This window comes from Streptomyces sp. NPDC093252, from assembly GCF_040683675.1.
GTDB lineage: Bacteria > Actinomycetota > Actinomycetes > Streptomycetales > Streptomycetaceae > Streptomyces.
Window position 1 is genome coordinate 76,106 of record NZ_JBFBEM010000011.1, and the last position, 23,985, is coordinate 100,090.

Sequence of the window (23,985 nt, forward strand, 5' to 3'; positions counted from 1 at the left end):
GGTGGCGGTGCGGGCGCCCGAGCGGCTGGGGCGGGTCCGGCTCGGTGACGGGCGGGGGCTCGGCTGGGCCGAGTGGGGGCCGGAGTCGGGGCCGCCGGTGCTGCTGTGCGCCGGGTCGGCGACGAGCCGTCGGCTGGGCCTGGACACGGACGCGGTGACCGCGCTCGGCGTCCGGCTGGTGACCGTGGACCGGCCGGGGCTCGGGGTGTCGGAGGCGGTGGCGGGGTGGACCCTGACGGACTGGGCGACGGACCTCGCCGCGTTCGCCCAACTGCGCGGACTGCGCCGCTTCCCGGCCGCCGTCGGCTACTCGGTCGGCGCCCCCTTCGCGCTGGCCTGCGCCGCCGCCGGGCTGGTGGACCGGGTGGCGGTGGTGTCGGGCACGGACGAGATCGCCCACCCCGCCTTCGACGGTGCCCGCGAACCGGAGGCCGAGTTCCTGGTCCGGCGGGCCGCCGGTGATCCGGACGGGGCGGAGCGGGTGCTCGCCGGGGCGGCGGACGCGGAGGCGCTGTACGAGGTGGTGACCGGGGCGCCCGGGGAGCACGACCGGCGGGTCTTCGGCGACCCCGGGTTCCGGCGGGCGTACCGGGAGGCGCTGGCGGAGGGGTTCCTCCAGGGGTCGCGGGGGTACGCGCGGGAGACGGTGCTGGCGGCGCGGCGCTGGCCGTTCGACCCGGCGGCGCTGCGGGTCCCGGTACGGCTCTGGTACAGCGCGGGCGACCGCAACCCCTTCCACTCGCCGGATCTCGGGGCCGGTCTCGCCGCGCGGATCCCCGGGGCGCGGCGCGAGGTCCTGGCGGACGCGGGGACGGCGCTGCCGTGGACCCATGCCCGGGAGATCCTCACCGCCCTGCTGCGTCCGGTGTGACCTGGGACGCCCTCACATTTGACACAATCAATTTTGCGGGCATCCTTGAGGACAAAAGGGCCGCGGCGAAGTGGGGCACAGGATGGACACGGAAGAGCTGGCCGGTGATCTGCTGAGGAGGAAGGGCCTGCGCAGCACCTCCCAGCGCCGCGCCGTGCTGACCGCGCTGCTGGGCAATCCGCACTCCACCGCCTCGGAGATCGAGGGGCGGATCGGGGTGGGCCGGGCGGCCCCGGGCGGGCTGTCCCGGCAGGGCCTCTACAACGTGCTGGAGGACCTCACCCGGGCGGAGCTGATCCGCTGTATCGAGCCGGCCGGTTCACCGGCCCGCTATGAGCTGCGCGTCGGCGACAACCACCATCATCTGGTGTGCCGGAGCTGCGGCCGGATCGAGGACGTGGACTGCACGGTCGGCCGGGCGCCCTGTCTGGATCTCGCCGAGGACAAGGGCTTCACCGTGGACGAGGCCGAGATCACCTGGTGGGGCGTGTGCGGCGACTGCCGCCGCTTCGGCGCCACCGCGCGCACCCCCTGAGGGCTCTGAGGGCCCTGAGGGCAGGGCCCCGCCCCATACGCACGCCCCATACGCACGCCCAACACCCACGCTCAGTACGCGCGCTCGGCCGTGTGGCAGGCGGTGCAGACGAAGCGGCGGGCGGCGACCGGGCCGGTGGACGGGCCCATGCCGTTGCCCTGGGACACCTGGGCGACCAGCACCCGGGCGTGGTCCCGGCAGGCGGCGAGGCCGCAGCGGGCGCAGACGCCGATGGCGGCGGTGTCGGTTCGGTCCTGAAGGGTGCAGTCGTAGCAGGTCATGGGGGAACTCCGGGGTGAGGGACGGCGCGTGACCGGACACGGGGAAGGAAGCGGCGCCGCTCGACGGTGAGCGCGGCGGGGAGGGCCTCGGGTGAGGGGGCGGGGGCGGCGGCAAGAGACGGCCGCTGCCGGGCCCACCTCGGCCCGACATCCAAGCTAACGACCAGATTGGACACAGTCAACTGTAGCTGTCGGGTGAGCGGCGGTTTCCGGGGTGGCGGGTGCGGCTGCGAAGCTGGGCGGGTGCCGTTCCTCGTCCTGCTCCTCGCCCCGGTCGCCGTCTTCCTGCTGCTCACCTGGCAGGTGATGGCCGACGGCCCGCTCCTGGGGCCGGACGAGGGGCTGAGCCGGGCGCTGATCCGGCCCGACCGGTTCTCCGAGCTGCTCTCCGACCTCGGCAATGTCCAGGTCGCGGTCCCGGTGCTGGTGCTCGCGGCGGGCTGGGCGGCCCGGCGGGCGCGGGCGGCGGGGCGGGCCCGCTGGTGGTTCCCGGCGGTGGGCGCCGGGGTCCTGATGGCGCTGGTGCCGCTGCTGGTCGTCCCGGTCAAGGTGCTCACCGACCGGCCGGGCACCCCGGCCGTACCGCCCGCGACCGGCTACTTCCCGTCCGGCCACACGGCCACCGCGCTGATCGCCTACGGTGCCGCCGCCCTGCTCCTGCTGCCCTGGCTGCGCCGGACGGCCGCGCGCCGCGCACTGGTCCTGCTGTGCGCGGCGGCGGTCCTCGGGGTGTCCTACGGGCTGGTGCGCCGGGGGTATCACTGGCCGCTGGACGTGGTGGCCAGTTGGTGCCTCGGCGCGGCACTGCTGCTGGGCTATGCGCGGGCGCTCAGGGCCTGGACCGGCGGCCCGCCCACAGCCCCGGCTTCTGCCCCGGATCCGGCTTCCGCTCCGGTCACGGGAAGTAGCTGTCGAATGTCCGCTGGAACTCCCAGTTCGCGAAGCGGTCCCAGTTGATCGACCAGGTCATCAGGCCGCGCAGATCGGGCCAGGTGCCATGGGTGGTGTACGAGCCGCAGTTGGTCTTCTTGGTCAGGCAGTCCAGTGCCTTGGTGACCTCGCCGGGGGCCACATAGCCGTTCCCGGCGTTGACCGAGGCGGGCATGCCGATGGCGATCTGGTCGGGGCGGAGCGGCGGGAAGACGTTGTTCTGGTTGCCGGCCACCGGGAAGCCGGTGAGCAGCATGTCGGTCATGGCGATGTGGAAGTCGGCGCCGCCCATGGAGTGGTACTGGTTGTCCAGGCCCATGATCGGGCCGGAGTTGTAGTCCTGGACGTGCAGCAGGGTGAGGTCGTCGCGCAGGGCGTGGATGACCGGGAGGTAGGCCCCGGCGCGCGGGTCCTGGCCGCCCCAGGGGCCGGTGCCGTAGTACTGGTAGCCGAGCTGGACGAAGAACGTCTCGGGGGCCATGGTCAGCACGAAGTCGGCGCCGTACTTGGCCTTGAGGGTCTTGACCGCGGCGATGAGGTTGACGACGACCGGGGTGGTGGGGTTCTTGAAGTCGGTGTCGTTGGCGTTCAGGGACAGGGAGTGGCCCTCGAAGTCGATGTCGAGGCCGTCGAGCCCGTACTCGTCGATGATCCGGGAGACGGACGTGACGAACATGTCCCGGGCGGCGGTGGTGGTGAGCTGGACCTGGCCGTTCTGGCCGCCGATGGAGATGAGCACCTTCTTCCCGGCCGCCTGCTTGGCCTGGATGGCCGCCTTGAACTCGGCGTCGCTCTCCACGTTCGGGCACGCGGTGACCGGGCAGCGCTCGAAGCGGATGTCGCCGGAGGTGACCGAGGTGGGCTCACCGAAGGCCAGGTCGATGACGTCCCAACTGTCGGGGACGTCGGCGAGCCGGGTGTAGCCGGAGCCGTTGGCGAAACTGGCGTGGAGGTAGCCGACGAGGGCGTGCGGGGGCAGGCCCGGGTTGCCGCCACCGGCGGTGGTGGTGGCGCTGACGGCCGTCGAGCGGGGTGACTCCCCCGCGTCGTTGAGCGCGGTGACCTGGAAGGAATAGGCCGTGGTCGGGGTCAGGCCGCCGACGGTCGCCGAGGTGCCGGTGGCGGTCTGCACCCGGGTGCCGTCGCGGTAGATCGCGTAACTGGTCGCGCCGGTCACCGCGGTCCAGGACAGGGCGACGCTGGTCGAGGTGATCGTGCCGGCCCTGAGCCCGGTCGGCACGGAGGGCGGCAGGCCGGGGTCCACACCCGGTCCGACCAGGGAGATGTCATCGGCGTAGTAGGCGGGAGTGCCGTACCAGCCATGGGTGTAGACGGTGACGCTGGTGGTCGTCGCGCCGGTGCGGAAGGTGGTGCTGAGCCGCTGCCAGCTCGGCGCGTTCTGGGTCCAGGTGTAGACATCGGTGGTGCCGGTGCCGGAGGCGCCCAGATAGACGTACGAGCCCTGGACCTGGCCGGTCAGGGTGTACTGGGAGTTGGGCTGCACCCGGACGGTCTGGGAGCAGCGGGCGTTGTCGCTGCCCGCGGGGGTGCCGCGCAGGGCCGAGGTGCCGGTGCGGACGGGGGTGGTGACGGCGGTGGCGGTGGCGGGGCAGGACCAGTTGGCGAGGCCGGACTCGAAGCCACCGTTGCGGATGACCTCCACATCCACCGCGGTGGCGACCGAGGTGAGGCCGGACACGGCGAGGGCGGCGGTGGTGAGCACGGCGAGCAGGGCGCGGCGCAGTGGCAGGCGGGGCGGGGGGACCAAGTGACTCAGGCGGCTCAGACGCGGTCTGGAGCGGGGGCGTTCCACGGTTGCCTCCGTACGGGGGGGGAGGGGGCGGGTGGAGCGGGGCGCGACACGAGGGAGCGCCCATAATTTGGTCCAGACCAATTGCGTTGTCAAGACCCCCTGCGGCGCAGGGGCCGCGCTGGATGCCGGAACGCCAGAACCCCGCCCGGGGTTCTACGGGAAGGGGCGGACTCAGGTGAGGTCAGCATGGCGCGCGAACGTCACCAGTCCGGCGAATGCTTCGAGGGAGAGTATGAGGACCGGGCCGTCAACGAACTTGCTGTCCCGGACCGGGACGGCGCCGGAGGGGACACACCCGGGGGCCCACTCGACACACTCACCGCCATTGGGGCCGCTGTAACTCGACCCACTCCACAGCACGGGGGGCAGGAAGGCTCATTGTCGGTACTCCTCAAGCAGTTCTCGGATGCGGGTCAGGGACTCGGCGCGGCCCAGGGCTTCGACTCTCAACCGATCGTAGGTCTCTGTCGCGACAGCAGTGATCTTGGGTGATTCCTGAGGTCGACCGCCGTGCGGACCCTCCGCATGCAGCACGGTAGGGGCCTTGGCGAACCCCAGCAACGTAAACGGTGCGTCGGTGGTCGGAACGGCCTTGTACGGCATGAACTGAAGTGTCACGTTCGGGCGTTCAGCGTCCTCAAGGAGGCGTGTCAACTGCCGTTCCATGACAGGCGGCCCGCCTACTTCAACCCGCAGGCAGGCTTCGTGCAGCACCACCCAGAGCACGGGCGGGGGCGGGTCGATACGGTCAAGGATCTCGCGTCGCGCGACTCGCTCCGAAACCAGCTTCTCAATCTTGGCCGGGGAGAAACGCGAGGGGCCCATCCGATAGAGCGCCCGGGTGTTCCGGGTCCGCTGATGCCGGTGGTGGACCGTTGGCCGCCGTGCCGTTGCGCGCGCTGCCTCTCCGCTGCCGGAGCGCGGCCGGACGTTCGCGGCCTCACCGGTCGCGAGGGGTGACCGGTGGTGTCGCTGGAGAAGGGCCCTGCTGCCTCCTCGACGAGCACGAGAAGCGAACTGCCCCCGGGGCAGACCCCGCGGACCCGAGGGGTCCGTTGAGTCCGCCCCGGAGGGACACGGCCCGGCGGGCCGGCTCGACTGGCCCCCGCTCAGCCGTCCCGGTCCCGATCCCGGTCGCGATCCCGGTCCCGGTCGCGGTCGCGATCCCGGTCGCGGTCGCGATCCCGGTCGCCGTCGGTCCTCAGGCCCGCCGCCGCCTCGTGCATCGCCAGTTCCAGCAGTGCCGGGTCGGTGAGGGTGCCGGAGCCGTCCGGGGTGACCAGCCAGCGGACCCCGCCGGTGGCCCGGCCGGGGTACGGGACGACGAGCCAGGACCCGGTGCCCGCGGTGCGGATCCCGGTGCCGACCCAGCGCGCGGCGGTGCCGGGCGGCACCAGGAAGCCCATCCGGGCGTCGGAGAAGTCGACCAGGACCGGACCGGGCCGGGCCAGGATCCGGGTGAGCACATCCAGGGTCGGATAGCCCAGCTCGCCCGGCAGGATCAGTACGTCCCAGGCCCGGCCGGCCGGCAGCAGGGCGACCCCCAGGGGGTTGCGCTCCCACTCCCAGCGGCAGGACTCGGGATCCGGTGCGACGGATGTCAGCCACTCGACCGCCGTCTTGGCACCTGTCATGAGAAGGACCTCCCTCTTGTCGTACGACGCGCTCGCGTCGGCATTAAGAGAGAGGTCCTGGCCCGGCATTACGCCGGTCGGGCCAAATCCTTCGAGTGAACCGGCTCACACCACCTGACCTGCGGCGCTATCAACTGTCGAAGCCGAGGCCCAGCTTGTCCATGGTCCGCAGCCAGAGATTGCGCCGCCCGCCCCGCTCGTCGGCGCGGGCCAGCGACCACTTGGTGAGGGCGATCCCGGTCCAGGCGAACGGCTCCGGCGGGAACGGCAGCGGCTTCTTTCGGACCATCTCCAGCTCGGTCCGCTCGGTCCGCTCCCCCGCCAGCAGATCCAGCATCACCTCGGCGCCGAACCGGGTCGCGCCCACCCCGAGCCCGGTGTACCCGGCGGCGTAGGAGACCCGGCCCTGGTGGGCGGTGCCGAAGAAGGCGGAGAAGCGCGAGCAGGTGTCGATCGCGCCGCCCCAGGCATGGCTGAACCGCACCCCCTCCAACTGGGGGAAGCAGGTGAAGAAATGCCCGGCGAGCTTGGCGTAGGTCTCGGGCCGGTCGTCGTACTCGGCGCGCACCTGTCCGCCGTAGGGGTAGATGGCGTCGTAGCCGCCCCAGAGGATGCGGTTGTCGGCGGAGAGGCGGAAGTAGTGGAACTGGTTGGCGGAGTCGCCGAGGCCCTGGCGGTTCTTCCAGCCGATCGCGCCGAGCTGCTCGGCGGTGAGCGGCTCGGTCATCAGGGCGTAGTCGTAGACCGGGACGGTGTAGGCACGGACCCGCTTGACCAGGTTCGGGAAGATGTTCGTCCCGAGGGCGACCTTGCGGGCCCGGATCGAGCCGTACGGGGTGCGGACGGCCATGCCCGCGCCGTAGGGCTTCAGGTCCAGGGCGGGGGTGTGCTCGTAGACGCGGACGCCGAGCTGGGCGCAGGCCCGCTTGAGGCCCCAGGCGAGCTTGGCCGGGTGGACCATGGCGACGCCCCGCCGGTCGTACAGTCCGCCCTGGAAGGTCGGGGAGTCGACCTGGGCCCGGATCTCGTCCGCGTCCAGCAGGTCGAGGCCGTCGGCGAGGCCCTCGCGCTCCAGCTCCTGGTACCAGTCGCGCAGCTCCCACGCCTGGTACGTCTCGGTGGCGACATCGATCTCGCCGGTGCGCTCGAACTCGCAGTCCAGGGAGTAGCGGGCGACCGCCGCCTCGATCTCGTCGAGGTTGCGGGCGCCCAGTTGCTCCAGCTTGTGGATCTCGTCGGGCCAGCGGGTGAGCCCGTTGGACAGACCGTGGGTGAGGGAGGCGGCGCAGAAGCCGCCGTTGCGGCCGGAGGCGGCCCAGCCGATCTCGCGCCCCTCGACCAGGACGACATCCCGCTCCGGCTCGCGCTCCTTGGCGATCAGCGCGGTCCACAGTCCGCTGTACCCGCCGCCGACGACCAGCAGATCGCAGGTCTCGGCGCCGGTGAGGGCGGCCTCCGGCCGGGGACGGCCGGGGTCGTCCAGCCAGTACGGGACCGGCTGGGCGTCGGAGAGGGATTTCGTCCAGTCGCTGTTACCGCGGCTCATGGCGCTTCCGGCCATGATTTCAACTCCCTACGGAGGCTTGCGCCTTTTCTCTGCCTTATTTCTTGCGCTTGGACTGTGCGCTTCTATCTTGCGCTTAGACCTTGCGCTTAGACCTTGCGCTTTTTGCGGCGATTGCTGATGACCATGGAGGTCACCACCAACAGTACGGCGATCAGGAACATGGCCGTACCGATGACATTGATCTGAACGGGCGTACCGCGCTGCGCCGAACCCCAGACGAACATGGGGAAGGTGACGGTCGAGCCCGCGTTGAAATTGGTGATGATGAAATCGTCGAAGGAGAGGGCGAAGGCCAGCAGCGCGCCCGCCGCGATACCCGGGGCGGCGATCGGCAGGGTGACCCGCAGGAAGGTCTGCACGGGCCCGGCGTAGAGGTCCTGCGCGGCCTGCTCCAGCCGGGGGTCCATCGACATCACCCGCGCCTTGACCGCCGTCACCACAAAGCTCAGGCAGAACATGATGTGGGCGATGAGGATGGTCCAGAAGCCGAGCTGGATGCCCATGTTGAGGAAGAGCGTGAGCAGCGAGGCGGCCATCACGACCTCGGGCATCGCCATCGGCAGGAAGATCAGCGAGCTGACCGCGCCGCGCGCCCGGAACCGGTAGCGGACCAGGGCGAAGGCGATCATCGCGCCGAGCACGGTGGCGCCCAGGGTGGCCCACAGGGCGATCTGGAGGCTGAGCGAGAGCGAGCCGCACATGTCGGCGACCCCGCACGGGTCCTTCCAGGCGTCCAGCGAGAATTCCTGCCACTCGTAGTTGAAGCGGCCCTTCGGTTTGTTGAAGGAGAAGACCGTGACGATCACATTCGGCAGGAGCAGATAGCCGAGGGTGATGAGCCCGGCGATGACGACAAAACGGCGCTTGAGCCAGTTGACGAAGGCCATTTAAACCAGATCCTCCGTGCCGGACCTACGGATGTACAGCGTCACCATCATGAGGATCGCGAACATCAGGACGAACGACAGCGCGGCGGCCGTCGGATAATCCAGGATCCGCAGGAACTGGGTCTGGATGACATTGCCGATCATGCGGGTGTCGGTCGAGCCGAGCAGATCGGCGTTGACGTAGTCGCCGGTGGCCGGGATGAAGGTCAGCAGGGTGCCGGAGACCACACCGGGCATGGAGAGCGGGAAGGTGACCTTGCGGAAGGTGGTGAAGGGCCGGGCGTAGAGGTCCCCGGCGGCCTCGTGCAGCCGTCCGTCGATGCGCTCCAGGGAGGTGTAGAGCGGGAGGATCATGAACGGCAGGAAGTTGTAGGTCAGACCGCAGATCACCGCGAGCGGGGTGGCGAGCACCCGGTCCCCGGCGGTCATGCCGAGCCAGCTCGTGACATCCAGGATGTGGAGTGAGTTCAGCGCGCTGACCACGGGGCCGGAGTCGGCCAGGATGGTCTTCCAGGCCAGGGTGCGGATCAGGAAGCTGGTGAAGAACGGCGCGATCACCAGGATCATGATCAGATTCCGCCAGCGGCCCGCCCGGAAGGCGATCAGATACGCCAGCGGATAGCCGAGCAGCAGACAGAGCACGGTCGCGGACCCGGCGTAGAGCACCGAGCGCAGGAACTGCGGCCAGTACTCGGCGACCGCGTCCCAGTAGGTCGCGAAGTGCCAGGTGACCTCGTAGCCGTCCTCCAGGGAGCCGGTCTGCACCGAGGTCGACGCCTGGTAGACCATCGGCAGCGCGAAGAAGACGACCAGCCACAGCAGTCCGGGCAGCAGCAGCAGGTACGGCGTCCAGCGGCCCCGCTTGCGGGGTGGCTTCGGCGCCGGCGTCTCGGGCGCCGGGGGTGCGGGCGCCTCGGCGAGGGTCGTCGCCATCAGACCTCTTCCTCGACCTTCTCCACCCCGGCGTCGATGTCCTGAGCGGCGTCCAGGCCGAAGGTGTGGGCGGGGCTCCAGTGCAGGACGACCTCGGCACCGGGCACCAGCCGGGCGTCCCGGTCGACGTTCTGGACATAGACGGCCAGGTCGGCGCAGGCGGGGCTGTCGACGACGTACTGGGTGGAGACACCGATGAAACTGGCGTCGGCGATGGTGCCGGTGAGGCGGTTGCGGCCGGCCGGGATGTCCCCGGCGTCGTCGGCGTGGGTGAGGGAGATCTTCTCCGGGCGCACCCCGAGCAGCACCTTGCCGCCGGTCGCGGCGGGGGCCGTACACCGGGCGCCGGGCAGGACCAGCTTGCCGCCGCCCGCGCGGAGCACGATGTCGTCGCCGGAGCGGCTGTCGACCTCGGCCTCGATGAGGTTGGAGGTGCCGAGGAAGTTGGCGACGAAGGTGGTGCGCGGGTTCTCGTAGAGGTCGGCGGGGGCGCCGAGCTGCTCGACGCGGCCCGCGTTCATCACGGCGACCGTGTCGGCCATGGTCATGGCCTCCTCCTGGTCGTGCGTGACATGGACGAAGGTGATGCCGACCTCGGTCTGGATGCGCTTCAGTTCGAGCTGCATCTGGCGGCGCAGCTTGAGGTCCAGGGCGCCGAGGGGCTCGTCCAGGAGGAGCACCTTGGGGTGATTGATCAGCGCGCGGGCGACCGCGACGCGCTGCTGCTGGCCGCCGGAGAGCTGGTGGGGCTTCTTGCGGGCCTGCTCGCCGAGCTGCACCAGGTCGAGCATCTCGCCGACCTGCTTCTTCACGCTCTTGATGCCGCGCCGGCGCAGCCCGAAGGCCACGTTCTCGAAGATGTCGAGGTGCGGGAAGAGGGCGTAGGACTGGAAGACCGTGTTCACCGGGCGCTTGTAGGGCGGGAGCCGGGTCACGTCCTGGTCGCCGAGGTGGACCGTGCCGCCGCTGGGCTCCTCCAGTCCGGCGATCATGCGCAGGGTGGTGGTCTTGCCGCAGCCGGACGCGCCGAGCAGGGCGAAGAACGAGCCCTGCGGGACGGTCAGGTCGAGCGGGTGCACGGCGGTGAAGGAGCCGTAGGTCTTGCTGATACCGGTGAGGCGGACGTCGCCGCTGCTGTCTGTCGTCGTCATCGTCTCGTCACGCCCCTGTGAGCTTCGCGAACTTCTCTTCGTACGCCGTCTCTTCGTCCTCGCTCAGTGAGCGGAACGCCCGGGACTTGGCGGCCATGTCCTGGTCGGGAATGATCAGCGGGTTGTTCGCCGCGTCCTCGTCGATCTTGGCGAGTTCCGCCTTCACGCCGTCCACCGGGCACACGAAGTTGATGTACGCGGCGAGCTGGGCGGCGGGGCCGGGCTCGTAGTAGTAGTCGATGAGCTTCTCGGCGTTGGTCTTGTGGCGGGCCTTGTTGGGCACCAGGAGGTTGTCCGAGGACGTCATGTAGCCGCTCTCGGGGATGACGAAGTCCACGTCCGGGTTGTCGGCCTTGAGCTGGACGACGTCCCCGGCCCAGGCGACACAGGCGGCGAAGTCGCCCTTGGAGAGGTCGGAGGTGTAGTCGTTGCCGGTGAAGCGGCGGACCTGGCCGCTGTCCACGGCCTTCTGGAGCCGGGCGATGGCGGCGTCGAAGTCGTCGTCGCTGAACCGGCCGGGGTCCTTGCCCAGGTCGAGCAGGGCCAGGCCCATGGTGTCGCGCATCTCGGAGAGCAGTCCCACCCGGCCCTTGAGCTTGGGGTTGTCCAGCAGGTCGGACAGCGAGGTGACCTCCTCGCCGTCGAGGGCCTTCCGGTTGAAGGCGATGACCGTGGAGATGCCCTGCCAGGGGTAGGAGTAGGAGCGGCCCGGGTCCCAGTCGGGGTTGCGGAACTGGGCGGAGAGGTTGGTGTACGCGTGAGGCAGGTTCGCCGGGTCGAGCTTCTGCACCCAGCCGAACCGGATCAGCCGGGCGGCCAGCCAGTCGGTGACGCAGATCAGATCGCGCCCGGTGTCCTGCCCGGCCGCGAGCTGCGGCTTGATCTTGCCGAAGAACTCGACGTTGTCGTTGACGTCCTCGGTGTACTTGACCGAGATCCCGGTCCGCTTCCTGAACGCCTCCAGGGTGGGGCGCCCCTGGCCGCTCTCGTCGACGTCCATGTACTCGGTCCAGTTGGAGAAGTTGACGGTCTTCTCCTTGGCCGAGTGGTCCTCCGACGACACCCCGGAGGTCTTGGCCGCCGGGGGGATGCCGCAGGCGCTCAGCGCCCCGACGCCGCCCAGCGCGAGCGCGCCCCCGGCGGAGGCGCGCAGCAGCGAACGGCGGCTGAGGGAGGCCCGGCCGCGGCCGAGGCTGCGCCGCATGGCGGCCACCCGGGCCGGTGACAGGCGGTCGGGCTCGTACTGCTCCATGCGCGTGTTGCCCTTTCGGGAGGTGGGCGGCCGTGGTCGGCGGCCGGAGTCGCTATCGGTCCCCGAAGATCGTGCGGTGCCAGTCCTTCCGGGCCACCGCGGTGTTGTCGAACATGACGTGCTTGATCTGGGTGTACTCCTCGAACGAGTACGCGGACATGTCCTTGCCGAAGCCGGACGCCTTGTACCCGCCGTGCGGCATCTCGCTGATGATCGGGATGTGGTCGTTGATCCAGACGCAGCCCGCCTTGATCTCACGGGTGGCCCGGTTGGCGCGGAACACATCACGGGTCCAGGCGGACGAGGCGAGTCCGTACGGGGTGTCGTTGGCGAGCCGGAGGCCCTCGTCGTCGGTGTCGAAGGGCAGCACGACGAGGACGGGCCCGAAGATCTCGGACTGGACGATCTCGCTGTCCTGGGCCGCGTCGGCGACGAGCGTGGGCCGATAGTACGCGCCGCGCTCCAGATCGCCCAGGGGAGCTTCACCGCCGGTGACGATCCGGGCGTAGCCGCGGGCCCGGTCGACGAATCCGGCCACCCGGTCGCGCTGGACGTGCGAGATCAGCGGCCCGAGGTCGGTCCCGGCGGCGAACGGGTCGCCGAGCCGCACCGACGCCATCAGCTCGGCGGTGCGGGCGACGAACGCCTCGTAGAGCGGGCGCTGGACATAGGCGCGGGTGGCGGCGGTGCAGTCCTGGCCGGTGTTGATCAGGGCCCCGGCGACGGCTCCGTTGGCGGCGGCCTCCAGATCGGCGTCGTCGAAGACCACGAAGGGGGCCTTGCCGCCCAGCTCCAGGTGGAGGCGCTTGACGGTGGCGGTGGCGACCTCGGCGACCCGCTTGCCGACGGCGGTGGAACCGGTGAAGGAGGTCATGGCCACATCGGGGTGGCCCACGAGATGCTCCCCGGCCTCCTTCCCCGTACCGGTGACGATGTTGATCACACCGTCGGGGATCCCGGCGTCGGTGGCGGCCTGGGCGAAGAGCAGCGAGGTCAGCGGGGTCAGCTCGGCGGGCTTGAGCACGATGGTGTTGCCCGCGGCGATGGCCGGGAGGATCTTCCAGGCGGCCATCTGAAGCGGGTAGTTCCAGGGCGCGATCGACCCGACGACACCGATCGCCTCGCGGCGCACGTACGAGGTGTGGTCGCCGGAGTACTCACCGGCCGACTGCCCCGCCAGATGCCGCGCGGCACCGGCGAAGAACGCCGTGTTGTCGATGGTGCCCGGTACGTCGAACTCACGGGTCAGCTTGAGCGGCTTGCCGCACTGGAGCGACTCCGCGCGGGCGAAGTCCTCGGCGCGCTCGGCGAGGACGGCGGCGAAGCGGTGCAGCGCGTCCGAGCGCTCCCCCGGGGTGGCGCCGGACCAGCCCGGGAAGGCGGCCGTGGCCGCGGCGACGGCGGCGTCCACGTCGTCGGGTCCGGCCAGGTCGTAGCGGTACACCTCCTCCCCGGTGGCGGGGTCCGTGACCGCGAAGGTGCGGCCGGAGGTGCCCTTCGTGAGGCGGCCCGCGATGAACTGCGCGCCGTCCGCGAAGCGCTCCTGCGCGGGGAACCGTTCCGGGAGGGTCTTGCCCGGGTTGTGCATGTCGCTCTCCTCCGCCTTCGCCCCGCTTCGCTGCGGGGTGGGTGGCGTAGCTCCAGCTCGATTTGAGTGCCGATCCTGACAGAGGGATGGGAGGCCAACAAGTGATTCCGTTGTTGCCTTTTGGTTACGCAACGGAATCTGTCGACCAGGTGTCGAGTCCACCAGGAAAAGCCAGGACGGAGTGTCCGTGGTGCGTGCCAGACTCGCATGCATGACGTGGATCACGGGGGTACCCGACTCGGTGGACGCGCTGGTCAGCGCGATCCGCGACGGCGCCAGGCCGCGCTTTCTACCGTTCTGGAAGCACCATCCGCCGCCGGACGGGCGGCTCGACGCGGCCTGTCTGAGCCAGTGGCGGCCGTCACCGTTCGTGGTGGACGGGGTGCGTTACGCGACCGCCGAGCACTGGATGATGGCCGGGAAGGACCGGCTGTTCGAGGACCCGGAGGCGGAGCGGCAGGCGCTGACGGCCCGGCATCCGGCCGAGGCGAAGAAGGCGGGGGCGCTGGTGCGCGGCTTCGATGAGGCGGTGTGGCGGCGGGAGCGGCTGCGGATCGTGACCGAGGGCAATGTCCACAAGTTCGCCTCGGACCCGGCGCTGCGGGCGTTCCTGGTGGGGACGGGGTCCCGGGTGCTGGTGGAGGCCAGCCCGATGGACCGGATCTGGGGCATCGGGCTCCCGGCGGGCGACCCGGCGGTGCAGGAGCCGGAGCACTGGCGGGGGCTCAACCTGCTGGGGTTCGCGCTGATGGCGGCGCGGGAGCGGCTGCGGGCGGAGACGGCGGGGTCCGGGGGGTCCGCACCCGGCGCGGTGGGATGACCGCGCCGGGCGGCGGGGGGGGCGTGCGGGGTCAGACCGCGCTCATGAAGCTGGCGAAGACCAGGAAGCCCAGCACCGGCAGGATCACGGTCGCGACGATGCCGCAGACCAGTCCGGCGGTCGCCGCGCCCTTGTTGGTGGCCTCGCCCCGGTTCGCCTTGCCGCGCCCGATGGCGCCGAAGATGATCGCGAGGATGCCCAGGATGACGCCGAAGAACCACAGGAAGAACGTCAGGCTGCACACCACGCCGATGATGCCCAGCACGAGACCGGTGGTGCCGAGACCGTTGCTCGGCTGGACCCCGATCACATAGCCGGCCGGGGCGGGCGGGTAGCCGACGGGCGGGGCGGGCGGGTAGGCGGCGCTCGGGTAGCCGTAGCCCGGCGGCGGGGACGGCGGCTGGCCGTACCCCCCGGTTCCGCCGGGCGGCTGCTGCGGAGGCGGCGGCGGCGGCGGTCCGAACTCACCGGGATTGGCACCGGACATGGATGTGACTCCCCTCGTTGACCGACAAGGCATCGTAGTGGTCCCGCCGGGTGCCCGGGGGACGGACGCGGTGACGGCCGGTGGGGGCCGGAGCCCCCGGTTCAGCGGGCCTGGACCGAGGGGTCCAGGGGTGCGCTGTGGGCGCCGTAGTACGGGTCGTCGTAGTACGGGTCCTCTTCGATCTCGTTGAACGCGGCGGTGAAGCCGATGACCATGAGGACGATCACCGCGACGCCCACGATCAGGCCGATGATGCCGGTGATCAGTCCGGCCTGGGCCTGACCGCGGTTGTTGGCGAGACCCTCCTCGGCGCGCTTCTTGCCCTTGATGCCGAAGACGATGGCGAGGATGCCGAGGACCACCGAGACCACGCCGTAGAGACAGAACAGGGCGCAGGCCAGGATGCCGAGCACCATGGCGGCTATGCCCATGCCGTTCTGCGGGGCCACCGGGGCGCCGCTCCAGCCGCTGCCGTAGCTCTGCGGGTAGCCGGGGTAGCCATAGCCCCCGGGCGCGCCCGGTACCGCGCCGACACCGGTGGTGTCGTACGGGGAGGGGCCTGCCGTGTCGTACGGGGAGCGTGCCGCCGTGTCGTACGGGGAGGGGGCGCCGGTGTCGAAGGGTGACGGGGCGGCCGGGGGCGGGAAGCCGCCGGGCGAGGGCATCGCGGCCATGGTGGGCTGGTCGTGCACCGAGGGCGGCGGCGGACCGGGCGTGCCGGCCGGGTCGGCGGGCTGCCGGTGCTCGGGCGGCGCCCAGGGGTCGTACCCGCCGTTGCCGTTCGCCCCGCCCGGTGTCGTCGGGTCCGTCATGTCCGTGCCCCCCTGGGTCGTTCGTCCCGGCCATGCTACGGCCTGGTCCCGGGGGCGCCTCGGCCGGTCCCCTGGCGCGATCCCCTGCCGGGAGGGACGGCCCGGACGGGCGTCACGGTTCCCGACCCGGAGGGGAGCGCCCGGAGGGGGCGTGAGGGGTTCCCGTCCCGGGAGGGGCAGCCCGGACCGGCGTCAGGGTTCCCGACCCGGAGGGGGCAGCCCGGACCGGCGTCAGGGTTCCCGACCCGGGAGGGACAACCGGGACCGGTCGCGCGGCCCCCACCCCCGGACGGGACAGCCCTGACCGGCGCAAGGGTTCTCGCCCCGGAAGGGACAATCCGAACCGGCATCACGCTTCCCCACCCCGGACGGACAACCAGGACGGTCGCGCGGCCCCCGCCCCCGGACGGGAGGGCGCCGACGGCGTCGGGGTTCCCGCCCGGGAGCGGCGGCCGGGAGCGGCGTCACGGGATCCGGCCCGGAAGGGGCAGCCCGGGCCAGCGTCACGGGATCCGGCCCGGAAGGGGCGGCCCGGCGTCACGGGCCTGTCCGGAACGGGCAGCCGGTCGGGCCGGGCGCGTGGTTCCCGGCCCGGGGCCGGAGGACCGACCCCGGGAGCGGCCGGGACGGCAGGACCTACGATGTTCCGTGCCGCATGATCAGCCGATCACCCGCGCCGCACCCCACCAGGGTGCCCGGCGCCCATCCCGGGGAGGCCCCGATGACCCAGCAGACCTTCGACCCGCGCGCCTTCATCGCCGGACTGCCCAAGGCCGAACTCCATGTCCACCACGTGGGCTCCGCCTCCCCGCGGATCGTCTCCGAACTGGCCGCCCGGCACCCCGACTCCGCCGTCCCCACCGATGTCGAGGAACTCGCCCGCTACTTCACCTTCACGGACTTCGCCCACTTCATCGACGTCTATCTCTCCGTCGTCGACCTGATCCGTACCCCGGAGGACGTCCGGCTGCTGACCTTCGAGGTGGCCCGGGAGCTGTCCCGCCAGCAGGTGCGGTACGCGGAGCTGACCGTCACCCCGTTCTCCTCCACCCGGCGCGGGATCGACGAGCGGGCGTTCATGGACGCCATCGAGGACGCCCGCAAGGCCGCGGAGGCGGAGTTCGGGACGGTGCTGCGCTGGTGCTTCGACATTCCCGGCGAGGCAGGGCTGGAGGCCGCCGAGGAGACCGTCCGGCTCGCCACCGATGACAAGCTGCGCCCGGAGGGCCTGGTCTCCTTCGGCCTCGGCGGCCCCGAGATCGGCGTGCCCCGGCCGCAGTTCAAGCCGTACTTCGACCGGGCCATCGCGGCCGGGCTGCGGTCGGTGCCGCACGCGGGCGAGACGACCGGGCCGGAGACGGTGTGGGACGCGCTGACCCATCTGCGCGCGGAGCGCATCGGCCACGGCACGAGCGCCGCGCGGGACGAGAAGCTGCTCGCGCATCTCGCCGAGCACCGGATCGCCCTGGAGGTGTGCCCCACCTCCAACATCGCCACCCGCGCGGTCGCCACCCTGGACGAGCACCCGATCAAGGAGTTCACCCGGGCCGGGGTCCTGGTCACCGTCAACTCCGACGACCCGCCCATGTTCGGGACCGATCTCAACCACGAGTACGCGGTCGCCGCCCGGCTGCTCGACCTGGACGCGCCGGGCATCGCCGGCCTGGCGAGGAACGCGGTCGAGGCGTCCTTCCTGGACCGGGCGGGCAAGGACCGGATCGGGGCGGAGATCGACGCGTACACCGAGGGGTGGGTGGCCGGGGCCTGACCCGCCGCGCCACCATGGGGCCATGCAGAATGTGACCGCCGTGGCCCATCGCGGTGACCCCTACCGATTCCGCGAGAACACCCTCGACTCCGTACGGTCCGCGCTCCGGCGGGGCGCGGACGCCGTGGAGATCGATGTCCGGCTGACCCGGGACGGCGTGCCCGTGCTGCTGCACGACGAGACGCTGAACCGGCTCTGGGAGCACGACCGCCCGCTGTCCGCCCTGACCGCCGCCGAGGTGCGGGAGCTGACGGCGGGCGGGGTCCCCACCCTCGCCGAGGCGCTCACCGCGACCGGGGACGCCCGGCTGATGCTGGACCTGCCCGGGCTGGCGGGCGAGCGGGCGGCGCACCGGATCGTCGAGGTGGTCCGCGCGCACGGGGCGGCCGACCGGGTGTACTACACGGCGGACGCCCAGGCGATGCTGGCGGTCCGCGCGGCCGACCCGGCGGCGGAGATCGCCCTGACCCGGGCGACCCTGGCCCCGCCGAGGGCGGGACTGCTGGCGGCGATCCGGCCGCGCTGGCTCAACTACCGCTTCACCCTGCTCAGTCACGATCTGGTGACCCACCTCCACCGCTCCGGCCTCCTCGTGTCCACCTGGACCCCGGACACCCGCCGCTCGATGCGCCGCCTGATCGGGATGGGCGTGGACTCCATCACCACCAACCGGGTGGACGCGCTGTACGCGGTGCGGCAGGCACTGAACCCCTAGAGAGGCGGTTCGGACCCCTAAGGAGGGCCCTCAGAGAGGTATCGGGGCCGGGGTCCTTCGCGGTGACGATCCTGGCGCCCGCGGGCGCCCGCAGGATGGGACGCGTTCCCCGTTCGCGATCACCCCGGAGCCGCCCCATGCCGAAGTCCCCCGCCCCGCGCCGCCGTTCGGCCGTGGTCGCCGTCGCCGCCTCCGCGCTCGCCCTCACCCTCGGCGCGGGGGCGACAGCCACACCGGCCGCCGCCCGGCCCGCCGTGCCGCAGTGCGCCGCCAGCGCCGACCGGGGGCCGGACATCGCCGGGCTCACCCGGGAGCTGGCCGCGCTGCCCGACGCCGTCGCGACCGCCGCGACCCTGCGGCTGGACGGGGACTGCGCCTGGAGCGAGGCGGACGGGCTGCGGAACGTCCGGACCGGGGCACCGGCGCTGGAGAACGGGCGGTTCCGGGCCGGGTCGGTGACCAAGGTGGTGACGGCGGCGGTGGTGCTGCGGCTGGTCGCCGAGGGCCGGATCGATCTGGACGGCACGGTCCAGGAGTACCTTCCCGGGCTGCTCACCGAGGATTTCGGGCCCATCACCGTACGGCAGTTGCTGAACTACACCAGTGGGCTGAGGGCGGGGGCGGCGCAGCCGGGCGGGTCGGTGGACGAGAGCTATCCGCACCGGTTCGAGACGGTCACCCCCGAGGAGGTGGTGGCCGCGTCGGTCGCGGCGGGCCCGGAGGCCCCGGCGGGGTGGGTGCAGCGGTACGGAAACATCTCGTACACCGTGCTGGGGATGGTCGTGGAGGAGGTGACCGGGCAGTCGTACGCGCGACTGGCGGAGCGGCTGGTGTTCCGGCCGCTGGGGATGCGGCACAGCTCGTTCCCGGCCGGGACCGATCCGCGGGTGCCGGGGCCGCACAACCGGGGCTACGACGTCATCGACGGGAAGCTGACCGATGTCACCGAGTGGAACATGGCGGACCGGTGGGCGGCCGGTGATCTGATCTCGACCGCCGCCGATCTGGAGCGGCTGATCGAGGGGCTGTTCGGCGGGCGGCTGCTGCCGGAGCCGCTGCTCGACCAGATGCTGACCGTGCCGGAGGTCGAACAGGGCACGGCGCGCTACGGGATGGCGTTCGAGCGGTTGCCGGTCGGGAAGGTGGAGTACTGGGTGAAGTCCGGGTCCCGGCCCGGGTACGCGACGGCCGTCGTCGCGACCCGGGATCTGTCCCGGACGTTCGTGTACTCGGTCAACGCGACCGACGCGAAGGACGATTCGGGGGCGGTGCCCCAGCGGTTCGGCCTTCCGGCGCTGCGGCCCTGAGGGGGTGGGACCTGAGGGGGGCGGGCCCTGAGGGGCGGTCAGGCGGGGAGCGCGGCGGGGGCGGAGGGCGGCGCGTACGGGGTCAGGGCCTCCAGGCGCTTGATCCGGCGGCGGACGGCGTACAGCGGGAGGATCCCGAACACGCCGAAGGAGATGTCGATGAGCTGCCACCAGATCGGGATGCCCCGGATCGGGCCGCAGATCAGGGCGAGCGGGACGACGGCGACGCAGGCGATCATCGCGAACTCGATCACCCAGATGTTGCGGACCGGGTCGCGGTAGGGGCCGTAGAAGGCGACGGCGATGACGAGATGGGCGAAGGCGAGCCAGTCGGTGCCGTAGAGGAGGAAGGGGTACTCGGCGTCGGCGGTGTCCAGGCCCTGGCGGATGCGCTGGATCCAGTCCATGAGGGCGGGGAGGTGGTCGCCGGTGTTCAGGGAGGTCAGCAGGGACTCGGTCCAGCGGAGTTCGTGGACGAGGGGGAAGGCCGTGGCGCCGCTGAGGACCAGGCAGACGACGAAGAGGATCAGCCAGGCGCGAATGCCCTTCAGCAGGGCGGCTCTGTCGCTCATGGCGGCAGCGTACGCCTGGAATTGAACGCGTTCAAAAAGAGGGGCGTGGGGGGTGGACGCGGCGGCGCTCCGGACCCGTGGGGGTCCGGAGCGCCGGGGTGAGGTGCGGGCGGGTGCCCGCCGGGGGTCAGCTCGTGGGCCGGAAGCCCCTCAGGCGGAGGGAGTTGCCGACCACGAAGACCGAGGAGAACGCCATCGCGGCGCCCGCGATCATCGGGTTGAGGAGGCCCGCCGCGGCGAGCGGCAGGGCCGCCACGTTGTAGGCGAAGGCCCAGAACAGGTTCGTCCGGATGGTGCCCAGGGTCTTGCGGGCCAGACGGATGGCGTCGGCGGCGGCCCGCAGATCACCGCGGACCAGGGTCAGGTCACCGGCCTCGATGGCGGCGTCCGTGCCCGTGCCCATCGCCAGGCCCAGGTCGGCCTGGGCGAGCGCGGCGGCGTCGTTGACCCCGTCGCCCACCATGGCGACCGAACGGCCCTCGGCCTGGAGCCGCTTGACCACGTCGACCTTGTCCTCCGGCATCACCTCGGCGATGACCTCGTCGATACCGACCTCGGCGGCGACGGACTCGGCGACCGCCTTGTTGTCGCCGGTCAGCAGCACCGGGCGCAGGCCCAGCGCGCGGAGCCGGGTGATGGCCTCGGCGCTGGTGTCCTTCACCGCGTCGGCGACCTCCAGGACCGCCCGTGCCTCGCCGTCCCAGGCGACCGCGACGGCGGTGCGCCCGGCCGACTCGGCCCGCTGCTTGGCGAGCCGCAGCTCGGCGGGCAGCTCCATCGCCCACTCGGCGAGCAGCTTCTCCCGGCCGACCAGGACCGCGTGGCCGTCCACGATGCCCTGGACGCCGAGTCCGGGGACGTTGGCGAAGTCCTCCGGCACCGGGAGGGTGCCGGTGCGCTCGGCGGCGCCGGTCGCGATGGCCTGGGCGATGGGGTGCTCGGAGGCGTGCTCCAGGGCGCCCGCGAGCCGCAGGACGTCCTTCTCGTCGGTGCCCTCGGCGGTACGGACGGCGAGCAGGGTCATCTTGCCGGTGGTGACGGTGCCGGTCTTGTCCAGGACGACGGTGTCGACCTTGCGGGTGGTCTCCAGCACCTCCGGGCCCTTGATCAGGATGCCGAGCTGGGCGCCCCGGCCGGTGCCGACCATCAGCGCGGTCGGGGTGGCCAGGCCCAGCGCGCAGGGGCAGGCGATGATCAGTACGGCGACGGAGGCGGTGAACGCGGCGGCGGCACCGGCGCCGTTGCCGATCCAGAAGCCGAGGGTGGCCAGCGACAGGGCGATCACGATCGGCACGAACACCGCCGAGATCCGGTCGGCGAGGCGCTGGGCGGCGGCCTTGCCGTTCTGCGCGTCCTCCACCAGCCTGGCCATCCGGGCGAGCTGGGTGTCGGCGCCGACCCGGGTGGCCTCGACCACCAGCCGGCCGCCCGCGTTGACGGTCGCGCCGGTCACCCCGTCGCCGGGGCCGACCTCGACCGGGACGGACTCGCCGGTGAGCATGGAGGCGTCGACGGCGGAGGTGCCCTCGACGACCGTGCCGTCGGTGGCGATCTTCTCGCCGGGGCGGACCAGGAAGCGGTCGCCGACGGCGAGTTCGGAGACCGGGACGAGGATCTCGCGGCCATCGCGCAGCACAGTGACGTCCTTGGCGCCCAGTTCCATCAGGGCGCGCAGGGCGGCTCCGGCCTTGCGCTTGGAGCGGGCCTCGAAGTAGCGCCCGGCCAGGATGAACGCGGTGACCCCGGCCGCCGCCTCCAGATAGATGTTCCCGGCGCCGTCGCTGCGGGCGATGGTCAGCTCGAAGGGGTGGGTCATCCCGGGGGTGCCCGCGGTGCCGAAGAACAGCGCCCACAGGGACCAGATCATCGCGGCCGAGGTACCGACCGAGATCAGGGTGTCCATGGTGGCCGCGCCGTGCCGGGCGTTGGTCCAGGCGGCCTTGTGGAAGGGCCAGGCCGCGTAGACGACGACCGGGGCGGCGAGGGTGAGGGACAGCCACTGCCAGTACTCGAACTGGAGCGCCGGGACCATCGCCATGGCGATCACCGGGACGGACAGGACGACGGCGGTGATCAGCCGCTGGCGCAGCGGCTGGAGCTCGTCCGCCTCGGGTGCCGTACCGCCGCCGTCCGGGCCGCCCGCCGGACGCGGGGGCTCGGGTTCGCGGGCGGTGTAGCCGGTGGCCTCGACGGTCGCGATCAGGTCGGAGACGTCCGTCCCGTCCGGGTAGCTGACCTTGGCCTTCTCGGTGGCATAGTTGACCGTCGCGGTGACGCCGTCCATGCGGTTGAGCTTCTTCTCGATTCGGGCCGCGCAGGAGGCGCAGGTCATCCCGCCTATCGCGAGTTCGACCTCGGTGGCACCGGGTGCTGTGCTGGTACTCACGGCGACTTCACTCCTCATCGCTCCTCCAGGACGGCTTCCACTTACCGCGTCCTCTGACCGCTGGGCCTTGCGCTTCGCTGCCGGCTTCTCCGCCGGCTCCTCTGCTACTTCACTTTATACCCCTGGGGGGTATAAGCTGCTCCCATGTATACCCCCCGTGGGTATGAAAAGCAAGGTTTGGCAAGGCTACGACCCCAGGAGTCCACGATGAGTCCTCTCCAGAAGATCGGCACCTTCGGCGCGGCCCTCGCCGTCTGCTTCGCCGCCGCCTACGGAGTCGGCACCGCGGTCTCCCCGGTCAACGCCGATCCCGAGCCGGCCGCGCACGCCGACGCGGGCCACGGCGCCGACCCGGAGCCCGAGGAGAGCGGCGGGCCCGCCCCGGCCGCCGACACCACCCCCGGCGGCCTCCAGATCTCCCAGGACGGCTACACCCTCGACCTGGCCACCCCCCGGGTCGCCGCCGGGGAACCGGCCGATCTGCGGCTCACCATCCGCGACGGCGACGGCCGGGCGGTCACCGGCTTCGCGAAGGAGCACGAGAAGGAGCTGCACCTGATCGTCGCCTCGCGCGATCTGACCACCTTCCGCCACCTCCACCCGGTCCGCGCGGCCGACGGCACCTGGAGCACCCGGACCACGCTCCCCGAGCCCGGCGGCTACCGCGTCTTCGCCGACTTCCGCCCGGCCGCCGAGGAGGAGGGCCTCACCCTGGGCTCCGACCTCGCCGTCTCCGGCGCCTACGAGCCGACCGCCCTGCCCCCGGCGAAGGCCACGGCGACGGTCGACGGGTACGAGGTGACGCTGGACGGCACCCTGAAGGCGGGCGCGCAGAGCGAGCTGACCTTCACGGTCACCCGCGACGGCGAGCCCGTCACCGATCTGGAGCCCTACCTCGGCGCCTACGGCCACCTGGTCGCTCTGCGCTCCGGCGACCTGGCCTACCTCCACGTCCACCCGCACGCCGAGGCGAGCGGCGACACCCCGTCGGGCACGCCGGAGGTGGCGTTCACGGCGGAGGTGCCGAGCACCGGGGACTACCGTCTCTTCCTCGACTTCAAGGCCGACGGCGAGGTCCGGACGGCGGCGTTCACGGTGAGCGCGGACGAGGCGGCACCGGGCGGGACGGCGAGCGCGCCCGCGAGCCCGGCGGGGAGCGGGCCCGCGAGCCCGGCGGCGGACGGCACCCCGGCCTCGGAGGAGGCACCGCACGGGCACTGAACGACCCCGGGTGACATGGGCCCGGCTCCCGGATCGACGGGGGCCGGGCCCTTCGGCGCGCCGGTCGACACCTCGGGGGGCCGGGCCGGTTCGGCGCCGGTCGACACCTTGGGGGCCGGGTCGGTTCGGTCCGGGTGCGGGAGCGCACGAGGCGAGAACCCGGCGACACCGGACGGGCGGTGCGGGGATCCGCTCCGCCGGTCGGCCGTCGGCGTGGGGCAGGGGCGCGACCGGGGTCGGGGAACCGGGGTGGGGCCCGGGAAGTCGGCGCGGGGCGGGGCAGCCGGGGCAGGGGCGGGGCCGGGATCCGGCGCAGGGCCGGGAATCCGGCGCAGGGCCGGGAATCCGGCGCAGGGCCGGGAATCCGGCGCAGGGCCGGGGAACCGGCACGGGGCCAGGCAGCCGGAACAGGGGCAGGCCCGGGAATCCGGCACGGAACCGGGAAACCGGCACAG

At 72.0% G+C, this 23,985-nt stretch carries 22 protein-coding genes and 1 pseudogene; 8 read left to right on the plus strand and 15 right to left on the minus strand.

Features of this window, described 5'->3' with window-relative positions; translation table 11 throughout:
• The first annotated feature begins 7 nt into the window (after positions 1 to 7).
• Both AB0O01_RS23230 and AB0O01_RS23235 read left to right on the plus strand, forming a co-directional pair.
• The gene (locus tag AB0O01_RS23230; protein WP_365316080.1) at positions 8 to 871 is read left to right on the plus strand and encodes an alpha/beta hydrolase; all 864 of its coding nucleotides are present in this window, start codon (positions 8 to 10) and stop codon (positions 869 to 871) included.
• Positions 872 to 953: 82 nt separating this feature from the next.
• Positions 954 to 1,406 carry a transcriptional repressor gene (locus tag AB0O01_RS23235; protein ID WP_365316082.1) on the plus strand — a complete coding sequence of 151 codons (453 nt, stop codon included), beginning with the start codon at positions 954 to 956 and terminating at the stop codon, positions 1,404 to 1,406.
• Between the two features lie 71 nt (positions 1,407 to 1,477).
• Here AB0O01_RS23235 and AB0O01_RS23240 read toward each other — a convergent pair whose 3' ends face one another.
• Entirely contained in the window at positions 1,478 to 1,687 is a 210-nt protein-coding gene (locus AB0O01_RS23240; protein ID WP_365316085.1) for a DUF2180 family protein, read from the minus strand.
• A 306-nt stretch (positions 1,688 to 1,993) separates the two neighbouring features.
• On the opposite strand from AB0O01_RS23240, the gene AB0O01_RS23245 reads away from it, so the two are divergent.
• Positions 1,994 to 2,644, plus strand: coding sequence for a phosphatase PAP2 family protein (locus AB0O01_RS23245; RefSeq protein ID WP_365316430.1), 651 nt, complete (start codon positions 1,994 to 1,996; stop codon positions 2,642 to 2,644).
• Here the strand turns inward: AB0O01_RS23245 and AB0O01_RS23250 are convergent.
• From AB0O01_RS23250 to AB0O01_RS23295, 10 genes and pseudogenes are all read right to left on the minus strand, one after another.
• A complete protein-coding gene (locus tag AB0O01_RS23250) occupies positions 2,583 to 4,385 on the minus strand; it encodes a glycosyl hydrolase family 18 protein (protein WP_365316087.1) in 1,803 nt (600 codons plus the stop codon). The two genes, AB0O01_RS23245 and AB0O01_RS23250, sit on opposite strands and share 62 nt — an antisense overlap.
• 216 nt (positions 4,386 to 4,601) lie before the next feature.
• Complete coding sequence (locus tag AB0O01_RS23255; protein WP_365316431.1) at positions 4,602 to 4,799, minus strand: DUF397 domain-containing protein; 198 nt, start codon at positions 4,797 to 4,799, stop codon at positions 4,602 to 4,604.
• Between the two features lie 6 nt (positions 4,800 to 4,805).
• Positions 4,806 to 5,717 (minus strand): DUF5753 domain-containing protein, encoded by a 912-nt coding sequence (locus tag AB0O01_RS23260; RefSeq protein ID WP_365316433.1) that lies wholly within the window; start codon positions 5,715 to 5,717, stop codon positions 4,806 to 4,808.
• Positions 5,618 to 6,064, minus strand: a pseudogene (locus AB0O01_RS23265) (hypothetical protein); the annotation flags it as partial. The gene AB0O01_RS23260 and the pseudogene AB0O01_RS23265, both read right to left, overlap by 100 nt.
• Positions 6,065 to 6,194: 130 nt before the next feature.
• Positions 6,195 to 7,625 (minus strand): FAD-dependent oxidoreductase, encoded by a 1,431-nt coding sequence (locus tag AB0O01_RS23270; protein WP_365316089.1) that lies wholly within the window; start codon positions 7,623 to 7,625, stop codon positions 6,195 to 6,197.
• Positions 7,626 to 7,717: 92 nt separating this feature from the next.
• A complete protein-coding gene (locus tag AB0O01_RS23275; RefSeq protein ID WP_365316091.1) occupies positions 7,718 to 8,518 on the minus strand; it encodes an ABC transporter permease in 801 nt (266 codons plus the stop codon).
• A complete protein-coding gene (locus AB0O01_RS23280) occupies positions 8,519 to 9,451 on the minus strand; it encodes an ABC transporter permease (RefSeq protein ID WP_365316093.1) in 933 nt (310 codons plus the stop codon).
• Positions 9,451 to 10,602, minus strand: a complete 1,152-nt coding sequence (locus AB0O01_RS23285; protein ID WP_365316095.1) for an ABC transporter ATP-binding protein — start codon at positions 10,600 to 10,602, stop codon at positions 9,451 to 9,453. Before AB0O01_RS23285 ends, AB0O01_RS23280 begins: the two co-directional genes overlap by 1 nt.
• A 7-nt stretch (positions 10,603 to 10,609) precedes the next feature.
• Positions 10,610 to 11,854, minus strand: a complete 1,245-nt coding sequence (locus AB0O01_RS23290) for a spermidine/putrescine ABC transporter substrate-binding protein (RefSeq protein WP_365316097.1) — start codon at positions 11,852 to 11,854, stop codon at positions 10,610 to 10,612.
• Between the two features lie 52 nt (positions 11,855 to 11,906).
• Positions 11,907 to 13,442, minus strand: a complete 1,536-nt coding sequence (locus AB0O01_RS23295; protein ID WP_365316099.1) for a gamma-aminobutyraldehyde dehydrogenase — start codon at positions 13,440 to 13,442, stop codon at positions 11,907 to 11,909.
• Positions 13,443 to 13,653: 211 nt separating this feature from the next.
• On the opposite strand from AB0O01_RS23295, the gene AB0O01_RS23300 reads away from it, so the two are divergent.
• Positions 13,654 to 14,262 carry an NADAR family protein gene (locus AB0O01_RS23300; protein ID WP_365316100.1) on the plus strand — a complete coding sequence of 203 codons (609 nt, stop codon included), beginning with the start codon at positions 13,654 to 13,656 and terminating at the stop codon, positions 14,260 to 14,262.
• Between the two features lie 31 nt (positions 14,263 to 14,293).
• On the opposite strand, the gene AB0O01_RS23305 is transcribed toward AB0O01_RS23300, so the two are convergent.
• Positions 14,294 to 14,749, minus strand: a complete 456-nt coding sequence (locus AB0O01_RS23305) for a DUF4190 domain-containing protein (protein ID WP_365316102.1) — start codon at positions 14,747 to 14,749, stop codon at positions 14,294 to 14,296.
• A 101-nt stretch (positions 14,750 to 14,850) separates the two neighbouring features.
• Positions 14,851 to 15,561, minus strand: coding sequence for a DUF4190 domain-containing protein (locus AB0O01_RS23310; protein WP_365316104.1), 711 nt, complete (start codon positions 15,559 to 15,561; stop codon positions 14,851 to 14,853).
• A gap of 721 nt (positions 15,562 to 16,282) precedes the next feature.
• On the opposite strand from AB0O01_RS23310, the gene AB0O01_RS23315 reads away from it, so the two are divergent.
• The 3 genes from AB0O01_RS23315 (at position 16,283) to AB0O01_RS23325 (ending at position 19,351) form a co-directional block, all read left to right on the plus strand.
• Complete coding sequence (locus AB0O01_RS23315; RefSeq protein ID WP_365316105.1) at positions 16,283 to 17,329, plus strand: adenosine deaminase; 1,047 nt, start codon at positions 16,283 to 16,285, stop codon at positions 17,327 to 17,329.
• A gap of 22 nt (positions 17,330 to 17,351) precedes the next feature.
• Positions 17,352 to 18,044, plus strand: coding sequence for a glycerophosphodiester phosphodiesterase (locus tag AB0O01_RS23320; protein ID WP_365316107.1), 693 nt, complete (start codon positions 17,352 to 17,354; stop codon positions 18,042 to 18,044).
• Positions 18,045 to 18,181: 137 nt separating this feature from the next.
• Positions 18,182 to 19,351, plus strand: a complete 1,170-nt coding sequence (locus tag AB0O01_RS23325; protein WP_365316108.1) for a serine hydrolase domain-containing protein — start codon at positions 18,182 to 18,184, stop codon at positions 19,349 to 19,351.
• A gap of 38 nt (positions 19,352 to 19,389) precedes the next feature.
• On the opposite strand, the gene AB0O01_RS23330 is transcribed toward AB0O01_RS23325, so the two are convergent.
• Together AB0O01_RS23330 and AB0O01_RS23335 are read right to left on the minus strand one after the other, a co-directional pair.
• Entirely contained in the window at positions 19,390 to 19,923 is a 534-nt protein-coding gene (locus AB0O01_RS23330) for a hypothetical protein (protein WP_365316109.1), read from the minus strand.
• Positions 19,924 to 20,050: 127 nt separating this feature from the next.
• Positions 20,051 to 22,309 carry a heavy metal translocating P-type ATPase gene (locus AB0O01_RS23335; protein WP_365316111.1) on the minus strand — a complete coding sequence of 753 codons (2,259 nt, stop codon included), beginning with the start codon at positions 22,307 to 22,309 and terminating at the stop codon, positions 20,051 to 20,053.
• A gap of 207 nt (positions 22,310 to 22,516) precedes the next feature.
• Between AB0O01_RS23335 and AB0O01_RS23340 the strand changes: the two genes are divergently transcribed.
• Positions 22,517 to 23,530 (plus strand): hypothetical protein, encoded by a 1,014-nt coding sequence (locus AB0O01_RS23340; RefSeq protein ID WP_365316113.1) that lies wholly within the window; start codon positions 22,517 to 22,519, stop codon positions 23,528 to 23,530.
• The last annotated feature ends 455 nt before the right edge of the window (positions 23,531 to 23,985 follow it).

Excerpts from the sequence above, each read along its gene's own strand:
- AB0O01_RS23235 (WP_365316082.1), top strand. The coding sequence starts at position 954 with ATGGACACGGAAGAGCTGGCCGGTGATCTGCTGAGGAGGAAGGGCCTG.
- AB0O01_RS23240 (WP_365316085.1), bottom strand. The coding sequence starts at position 1,687 with ATGACCTGCTACGACTGCACCCTTCAGGACCGAACCGACACCGCCGCC.
- AB0O01_RS23245 (WP_365316430.1), top strand. The coding sequence starts at position 1,994 with ATGGCCGACGGCCCGCTCCTGGGGCCGGACGAGGGGCTGAGCCGGGCG.
- AB0O01_RS23270 (WP_365316089.1), bottom strand. The coding sequence starts at position 7,625 with ATGGCCGGAAGCGCCATGAGCCGCGGTAACAGCGACTGGACGAAATCC.
- AB0O01_RS23275 (WP_365316091.1), bottom strand. The coding sequence starts at position 8,518 with ATGGCCTTCGTCAACTGGCTCAAGCGCCGTTTTGTCGTCATCGCCGGG.
- AB0O01_RS23280 (WP_365316093.1), bottom strand. The coding sequence starts at position 9,451 with ATGGCGACGACCCTCGCCGAGGCGCCCGCACCCCCGGCGCCCGAGACG.
- AB0O01_RS23285 (WP_365316095.1), bottom strand. The coding sequence starts at position 10,602 with ATGACGACGACAGACAGCAGCGGCGACGTCCGCCTCACCGGTATCAGC.
- AB0O01_RS23290 (WP_365316097.1), bottom strand. The coding sequence starts at position 11,854 with ATGGAGCAGTACGAGCCCGACCGCCTGTCACCGGCCCGGGTGGCCGCC.
- AB0O01_RS23295 (WP_365316099.1), bottom strand. The coding sequence starts at position 13,442 with ATGCACAACCCGGGCAAGACCCTCCCGGAACGGTTCCCCGCGCAGGAG.
- AB0O01_RS23300 (WP_365316100.1), top strand. The coding sequence starts at position 13,654 with ATGACGTGGATCACGGGGGTACCCGACTCGGTGGACGCGCTGGTCAGC.
- AB0O01_RS23305 (WP_365316102.1), bottom strand. The coding sequence starts at position 14,749 with ATGTCCGGTGCCAATCCCGGTGAGTTCGGACCGCCGCCGCCGCCGCCT.
- AB0O01_RS23310 (WP_365316104.1), bottom strand. The coding sequence starts at position 15,561 with ATGACGGACCCGACGACACCGGGCGGGGCGAACGGCAACGGCGGGTAC.
- AB0O01_RS23315 (WP_365316105.1), top strand. The coding sequence starts at position 16,283 with ATGACCCAGCAGACCTTCGACCCGCGCGCCTTCATCGCCGGACTGCCC.
- AB0O01_RS23320 (WP_365316107.1), top strand. The coding sequence starts at position 17,352 with ATGCAGAATGTGACCGCCGTGGCCCATCGCGGTGACCCCTACCGATTC.
- AB0O01_RS23325 (WP_365316108.1), top strand. The coding sequence starts at position 18,182 with ATGCCGAAGTCCCCCGCCCCGCGCCGCCGTTCGGCCGTGGTCGCCGTC.
- AB0O01_RS23330 (WP_365316109.1), bottom strand. The coding sequence starts at position 19,923 with ATGAGCGACAGAGCCGCCCTGCTGAAGGGCATTCGCGCCTGGCTGATC.
- AB0O01_RS23340 (WP_365316113.1), top strand. The coding sequence starts at position 22,517 with ATGAGTCCTCTCCAGAAGATCGGCACCTTCGGCGCGGCCCTCGCCGTC.